Below are 7,202 nucleotides of genomic sequence, written 5' to 3' on the forward strand. Positions count from 1 at the left end.
AAGTTTTTGATTTCTCAACAACCGAAGATTCAGCTAATGATGGTGATGCCGATACTATTTGAGGATTTAAAGGAGAGATAGAAGACTCATTAATCAAAACTTGCTGTTGTAAATATTGAGTCAAATTATTGAGGAAATTTGCCATTAATTGTTCACCCTGTATCCCCTGATCGTGCATTTTAGCTAATGCCTGAGACAAGGAATGATAATAGGCGTTAATATTACGTTCTAGTGCTTCAAAAACACTATTGACAGTTCCATCTAAAGACAGTAAACGTTGATCTAAATTCCGAGCTAAATTTGCTAACTGTTCTATCCGTTCTGCTGATTCTAAAATCGGTTGAATACCAGAAGTAATTGCGTCTAGGTTCTGGACATTAGCGTTAATTATTAACCCAGAATTTGATTGTAAATGTGGTACTAAACGACCCATGAGGACTTCTAAAAAATCAGAAATCATCTCCTGTTGATTAGGTAACTGCTGGCTTAATGAAGAGTTTTGTAGTCGCTTTTGCTCTAGTTGTCTAATTTCCTCAATCAAATCTGCTCTTTCTGCCAATAGCCTGGATAATTCTGCTTGTAAAGGCTGAAATAAAACCGTTATTTCTTGTTTGGTTTGCGCGGTTTCATCACTACTTGTCTCTGGTGGGTGTCCAGAAGACTCTAAAATAGATGGAAGGTGCTGTTGATTAAATTGTGTCAACAGAGATGAAAATCCTGGTGTGGGAGATGATTGAGTAGTTTCTGGTAGGACATCATTCTTTGATACTTCATCTTCCTCCAATTGCACTAAAAAGCTCCGCACTCGTTGTAAAATCTCTTTTTCCTGTTGTCCTTGGTTAGAAAGGAACTTAGAAAGACCTTTAGCACTATGAGACAGTAAGTGATCAATATCTGCAATTAGTTGGTGAATTTCATCAGTATGGTAAGTCACGTTAAATTACCTTAGTTAAAAATGTACGTTGATTTGTAAGAGACTGACAATTACAAAAAAGGGAACAGGGAACAGGGAACAGGCAATAGGCAATAGGCAATAGGCAATAGGCAATAGGCAATAGGTGATAGGTGATAGGCAATAGGTGATAGGCAATAGGTGATAGGCAATAGGTGATAGGTTATAGGCAATAGGCAATAGGCAATAGGCAATAGGCAATAGGCAATAGGCAATAGGCAAGAGTAAAGAAGTTTTCAGCGATTTCACGTTTCTTTACACAGTTTGGTTTTATTGTGTTCACATACTTATAGCCATATTTACTGATAAAGACAGTGAAAAAAATTGTAGAAGCAATACCTTCGCCAAATTTCAAAAAGCTTTGATTCGTAGGTCATGTTGTTTACTTTAGCGTGCCGGAGAAATTAGGCACAACCCAACAAATGTGTATTTGTTGCGCTGTCGCTCAAACCAACCTACAAAAAATGGCGAAGGTATTGATACGATTAAGGTTTAGCTAGTTTCTCAGTGTAGGATGCAGTTAATGAGATTGCGTGATGTTGGTCATGCACTCTCGTTGAGGATACACGAAAATCAAATAATACTTCTATATTAGTCAATATTGTCAATCAGTATTTACCACAACAATGACAACAATCTCAGAAAAAAGGTTATATTAGGGGTATATTTTTACTTTTTTACATAACATAGTTAGTCCAATTTAAGACAATCTCTGTTAGAGGTGATTTTACTATGATGATGTAGGTTTAGAATCAATACTTGTCGGTTAAGGAAATGTAGGTTGGGTTGAGGAACGAAACCCAACAAAATCCTTGATAATGTTGGGTTATGGCTGATGCCTCCGGCCAGCGCAGGGATACGCCACACTATGGCTAACGCCTCCCGTCAGGGATACGTAAACGTTCCATTGCTCCGCGTTTACGCAGTGTCCCGCAGGGATACGTAAACGTTCCACAACACAATCTACCAGATAATGACTTTTTAGGCTTAACCGAGCAGTATTGGGTTTAGAATAACGATTTTAGTGTTGTGATGATAGCAACTTTAATAAACAAGATGCCCTGATGGAAGAAAGATATAATACAAATAACGCATCCCATACATGGATGATTACAGTGCCATTTTTTCAAGGCTTGCCAGAACTAGGCTTAGAAAAGGTTCTAACTCATCTTGTTACTCGTACTCATCCAGCTAACCAAGTAATTTTACTAGAAAATGACTGGGGAGGTTCTGTATACTTTATTATAAATGGATGGGTAAAAATCCGTACATACAATTTAGAGGGGAAAGAAGTAACGCTAAATATTATTGGTAGAGGGGAATTATTTGGGGAAATGGCAGCGTTAGATGAAGTCCCCCGTTCTACTGATGTTATTACTCTAGCAGAGACGACGATTGCGAGTATACCTGCTCAGGATTTTGTGAATTTGCTGCAAACAGAACCTTTAGCCGGCGTGAGATTGGCTCAATTAATGGCGAGAAGGTTGCGACAGGTTAACAAAAGATTACGTCTTCGGGAATCAGATAGTCAGTCACGGGTGGCTGATACGTTGCTATTTTTGGCAGAGGGACAAGGAAAACAAGAGAATGCCGGCACGCAACTTCCTAATTTACCACACCGAGAGTTAAGTAGTTTAAGTGGATTGGCACGGGAAACTGTGACAAGAGTGCTGACAAAGCTAGAAAAAAAGGGTTTGATTGTGAGGGATCAAGATAGAATTCATATTCCAGATTGGTCAGCTTTGGAAAAAACTATAGTTTAATTTAGTTGTTTGGCATGAGTATCGTTGATTCCCTACCAGAAGAACCAGAGCAAGATTCATCTCCTGAATCTCTTTCCCAAGCGCGATTACAGTACCAACCTCTGAAGGTTGAAAGTACCTTAAGGATGGTGGAAACGGCTTTTTTAGCCAGTACGGCGAGTTTAATTTGGTTTATTAATTTTTATTTTCCTTTGGGTCCAGTATTGCGGGTATTTTTCCCTATTCCTATTGCTTTGGTTTATTTACGTTGGGGTAAACGAGCAGCTTGGATGGCAGCGGTGACTTCTGGGTTGTTGTTGTCTGTGTTGATGGGTCCGGTTCGGAGTTTATTATTTGTCATGCCTTTTGCCTTGATGGGTGTGCTGCTAGGGGCGACTTGGTATCGCCGTGTACCCTGGATTGTTTCTATTGCTTTAGGGACGCTGTTGGGGACGCTGGGGGTGTTTTTTCGCCTGTGGTTTTTGTCGGTGCTATCGGGGGAAGATTTGTGGGTTTATGTGATTACTCAGGTGACGGAAATTATTGAATGGATTTTTTTAAAATTGGAATTGTTAATGACTCCCAATTTACTATTAATTCAATTGGGAGCGATCGCTCTTATTCTTCTCAATAATTTTATTTACTTGTTTATAGTTCATCTTACGGCTTGGTTACTTTTAGACCGTTTAGGCAATCCCATTCCCCGTCCACCTCATTGGGTGCAGATGTTGATGGATTATGAATAAGTAGGTTGGTGTTGAAAATTGTCCTTATGGCAAGGCAAAAGGCAAGAGGCAAGAGGCAAGAGTGAAGAGGGTTTGGGCGATTTTACATTTCTTTACACAGTTTGGTTTTATTGTGTTCACCTACTTAGTCATAACTATGATTTTTTTGATTAATTGGATGAAGATGATTAATTAATCAGGAAAATCAGGAAAATCAGGAAAATCAGAAAAATCACAGTTTAGATATGATTAATATTTACACCCAAGTTCCCCAGGGTGAAGCATGGCTCAATCGTTATCGCGGTAAATTACCGATATTTGCCTGTGTTTTAGGATTTACAGAAACTGGTTTGATTCCTGGGATTTCTGCCGCTGGTTTGACTCCAGATGATCGCCGATATACGGCTTGTGCTGATGCGGAATTTCTCTATTACGGCGCTGAATATCAACCTAAGTACCCTCTGCCACCTTTGACTTCGGGGGCTTCTCCTGTGCTAATTTCGCGGGCGGTGGTGGCTAATTTAAATATCCCTGTTTACTTATTTAATGCCGGATTACCACATATTCCACCTGTGCCATTAATTGAGTTGGGTGGTACGCCGGCGAGATGTTTAAGTGGGGGTGCAGCTATGAATGTAGATACTGTTAAACATTTACTAGCTGAAGGATTACGTTGGGGTTCTCAATTAAGTTCTCAATTAAATTCTGATAGGTATTTAATTATTAGTGAGTGCGTTGTTGGTGGCACAACAACGGCTTTGGCAATTTTAACTGGTTTGGGGATTGATGCTGTTGGCAAAGTTAATAGTAGCCATCCTGTGTGTAATCATGGGCAAAAATGGGATTTGGTGCAGACTGGATTGGCAAAAATTCCTCCGTCAGTTGATCCTTTAGAACTGGTGGCAGCGGTAGGTGATCCTATGCAGGTGGTAGTAGCAGGAATGGCGATCGCTGCCAGTCGAAGTTGTGGGGTATTATTAGGTGGAGGTACACAAATGTTAGCAGTTTATGCTTTAATTCAAGCGATCGCTCACAGATATGACCTATCTTGGGAACCCGCAGAAATTGTCATTGGTACAACCCGTTGGGTAGCAGAAGATTCCACAGGCGCAACAATTGACTTAGCCCAAAGTTTCAATAAAAATAGCATCCCCCCCTTGTTAGCTACACAATTGAGTTTTGCTAATTCCCGATATCCCCAACTTCAAGCTTATGAACGGGGTTTTGTGAAAGAAGGTGTTGGTGCCGGTGCGGCTTGTATTGCTGCTGCTTTAAGTCGAAATTGGCAACAAAATCAACTATTAGCAGCAATTGAAGCCCAACTTGAGCAACTTAGCACCCATCAATAAACCCTCTGTTTGAGTAACTGTTCTTCTAAGGCAGCAATCCGATGATATGCGGCAGTTAACTGAGTTGTTAGCCGTTGAATTTGAATTTCTGGTGTTATTTGTTTATCTATAGCCTGATAACTCATTTCGGGAATACTATCAAGTAAAATATCCTTATGCTTCCATTCTTTTAACTCATTTGCCGGCTGCTTTTTTTCCAAATAATGCTCTATGACTGGTAATTGCCGTAAAGATGAATCTGACAAAGCTTGAGATAGGCGCATATCGAGCCTTTCAATCACTTCATAGATGGCATTAACCTGCTGGCTTAAGGTGAGAATTTGTTTTTCTAATGATTCCATTTAATACCTGCACCAAAAAAATATTTTCTCTATGTTATTCACTTTACTGACGATCTTAGTTATACTTATGGATTATTTAACTTTTGATGACTTTCATCAAATTTTAATGCCATGTATAGAAGTAAATCAATAATATTGATAAGTTGGGCAACTTTACTTTTCCTTACATATTACTCTTATGAGAAGCCGCTCCGCGTCTACGGTTTTTTCCCGTTCGCCTACTTATCAGCCGTAATTATACATATAAAACTATGGACAGACGATCTTTTTTATTAGGTACAAGTACCTTAGCACTTTCTCAGGCGATCGCCGGCTGCGGAACAAACCAGCAACCACTCTTAAATGTCCAATTATTAAAAAATTCTATCCCCGGTCAGGTAGTTAATCAGTTTCGGAAAACCGTAACTCAAGAGGGTAAATTAAAATTTACCCCAATTAATCAGTTGGAGGATTTATTTAAATTATTACAAACCTGGCAACAACCACCGACTAATAATCAGCAACAATGGACTCGTTATTTACCATTCAATCAAAATCAAAAATCACCAACTGCCAATTTAATCACATTGGGAGATTATTGGTTACAAACAGCAATTGATCAAAAATTAATTCAACCATTAGCAACAGCAAATATCAAAAATCTAGTTAACCTCAATCAAAAATGGCAACAGATAATTAAGCATGACCAAGAGGGTAAAATTTGGGGCGTTCCTTATCGGTGGGGAAATACAGTAATTATTTATAATCAAGAAAAGTTTCAACAATTGGGTTGGACACCAACAGATTGGAGTGATTTATGGCGGAGTGAATTGCAAAATCGCATTTCTTTACTAAATCATCCCAGAGAAGTCATTGGTTTAGTTTTGAAGAAATTAGGAGAATCTTATAATACAGACAATATCAATCAAATCTCTGCCTTAGAAACGGAATTAAAAGCATTAAATCAACAAGTCAAATTCTATGATTCTAAAAACTATCTAGAACCACTAATTATTGGGGACACTTGGTTAGCAGTTGGTTGGTCTGATGATATTATCCCCATCATCAATCGTTATCCAAAATTTGCCGCAGTTGTCCCCAAATCGGGAACAGCAATTTGGGCTGATTTATGGGTAAGTCCCACAGGTGTTAATAATGACAGTTTAGCATACCAATGGCTAGATTTTTGTTTACAACCCAATACATCTAAACAAATTGCCCTACTAACTAAAAGCAATTCTCCCATTGACAAGACTATGGTTAATGGGGATATTCAGAAGCAGTTACAGAATTTATTATTAACTGATTCAGAAACTTTTGCCAAAAGTGAATTTTTACTGCCTTTCCCTCCAGCAGTGATGAAAGAGTACGAAGATTTATTTATGAAGATCAAAAAATCCTAATTTGACAAAGCAAAACTGAAACCGACTTGACTTCGATGATTCATCTGAAGCCGACAGGAAGCAGGACTTTGAGAAAAATTGCAGGTGTACGTTGCTAAAGCTTCTTTCTGGTAGTTAAAAATTCGGATATTGTAACCAAATTTACTAGCTAGACCACCTAAACGATTCACAAAAACATACTTACCAAAATAGTCTAATAAGCCCCAAATTCGCTGATTAACAATTAAATCTGCCCGGGGTGGTTCTGTTTGCGAGGGTGGGTAAACTATCCAATTATCTAAAAGTTGTTTTTCCGAGTTTTCCTTAGCCCACCATAAACTAGGAACTGTTAATTTTTGGGGATCAATAGTTTTAGCTGTGATGATATTATCCTTTGGTTGGGTAAGTAAATCTAGCTGCAAAGGTGCATCAGAGGGGAGAAAAATATTTTCTGCTTTTGATGGGAGAATGGGTAAAAGCGAAGCAGTAAAAAATCCCATTGCTAATAATAACAGTGGTTTTTTACGGATAAATAACTTATTGTTAGTCATAGCTTTGATACTTGATATTTATTTCCCATAATGTTCATGGTTCAATCGAGAAAATCCTGATTGAAATATAAAAATTTTATGGAGGAGGAGTTCAGAAGTCAGAAGTAGGGGGAGTGGGGGGAGTGGGGGGAGTGGGGGGAGTAGGGGAGTAGGGGGAGTAGGGGAGTAGGGGGAGTAGGGG

Annotated in this window: 6 protein-coding genes and 1 pseudogene; 4 read left to right on the top strand and 3 right to left on the bottom strand. The window is 38.8% G+C overall.

Annotated elements, in window-relative coordinates; genetic code table 11:
• Nucleotides 1-934 (bottom strand): annotated as a pseudogene (locus tag FJR37_RS14765) (hypothetical protein); the annotation flags it as partial.
• A 1,082-nt stretch (nucleotides 935-2,016) separates the two neighbouring features.
• Here FJR37_RS14765 and FJR37_RS14770 point away from each other — a divergent pair.
• The 3 genes from FJR37_RS14770 (at nucleotide 2,017) to cobT (ending at nucleotide 4,768) form a co-directional block, all read left to right on the top strand.
• Nucleotides 2,017-2,715: a Crp/Fnr family transcriptional regulator gene (locus FJR37_RS14770; RefSeq protein WP_039202546.1), complete on the top strand. Its 699-nt coding sequence runs from the start codon at nucleotides 2,017-2,019 to the stop codon at nucleotides 2,713-2,715.
• A gap of 14 nt (nucleotides 2,716-2,729) precedes the next feature.
• Nucleotides 2,730-3,440, top strand: coding sequence for a DUF2232 domain-containing protein (locus FJR37_RS14775; RefSeq protein WP_039202547.1), 711 nt, complete (start codon nucleotides 2,730-2,732; stop codon nucleotides 3,438-3,440).
• Nucleotides 3,441-3,664: 224 nt separating this feature from the next.
• The gene (gene cobT / locus FJR37_RS14780) at nucleotides 3,665-4,768 is read left to right on the top strand and encodes a nicotinate mononucleotide-dependent phosphoribosyltransferase CobT (RefSeq protein ID WP_168466365.1); all 1,104 of its coding nucleotides are present in this window, start codon (nucleotides 3,665-3,667) and stop codon (nucleotides 4,766-4,768) included.
• Here cobT and FJR37_RS14785 read toward each other — a convergent pair.
• Nucleotides 4,762-5,109 carry a hypothetical protein gene (locus FJR37_RS14785; RefSeq protein ID WP_168466366.1) on the bottom strand — a complete coding sequence of 116 codons (348 nt, stop codon included), beginning with the start codon at nucleotides 5,107-5,109 and terminating at the stop codon, nucleotides 4,762-4,764. The two genes, cobT and FJR37_RS14785, sit on opposite strands and share 7 nt — an antisense overlap.
• 251 nt (nucleotides 5,110-5,360) lie before the next feature.
• Between FJR37_RS14785 and FJR37_RS14790 the strand changes: the two genes are divergently transcribed.
• Nucleotides 5,361-6,491: an extracellular solute-binding protein gene (locus tag FJR37_RS14790; protein ID WP_168466367.1), complete on the top strand. Its 1,131-nt coding sequence runs from the start codon at nucleotides 5,361-5,363 to the stop codon at nucleotides 6,489-6,491.
• Here the strand turns inward: FJR37_RS14790 and FJR37_RS14795 are convergent.
• A complete protein-coding gene (locus FJR37_RS14795; RefSeq protein ID WP_053540308.1) occupies nucleotides 6,488-7,021 on the bottom strand; it encodes a hypothetical protein in 534 nt (177 codons plus the stop codon). The two genes, FJR37_RS14790 and FJR37_RS14795, sit on opposite strands and share 4 nt — an antisense overlap.
• Nucleotides 7,022-7,202: the final 181 nt, after the last annotated feature.

The sequence above is a fragment of the Aphanizomenon sp. UHCC 0183 genome, from assembly GCF_009712065.1.
Classification (GTDB): domain Bacteria; phylum Cyanobacteriota; class Cyanobacteriia; order Cyanobacteriales; family Nostocaceae; genus Dolichospermum; species Dolichospermum heterosporum.

Coding starts and splice junctions, on each gene's coding strand:
- cobT (WP_168466365.1), top strand. CDS start 3,665: ATGATTAATATTTACACCCAAGTTCCCCAGGGTGAAGCATGGCTCAAT.
- FJR37_RS14795 (WP_053540308.1), bottom strand. CDS start 7,021: ATGACTAACAATAAGTTATTTATCCGTAAAAAACCACTGTTATTATTA.
- FJR37_RS14775 (WP_039202547.1), top strand. CDS start 2,730: ATGAGTATCGTTGATTCCCTACCAGAAGAACCAGAGCAAGATTCATCT.
- FJR37_RS14785 (WP_168466366.1), bottom strand. CDS start 5,109: ATGGAATCATTAGAAAAACAAATTCTCACCTTAAGCCAGCAGGTTAAT.
- FJR37_RS14790 (WP_168466367.1), top strand. CDS start 5,361: ATGGACAGACGATCTTTTTTATTAGGTACAAGTACCTTAGCACTTTCT.
- FJR37_RS14770 (WP_039202546.1), top strand. CDS start 2,017: ATGGAAGAAAGATATAATACAAATAACGCATCCCATACATGGATGATT.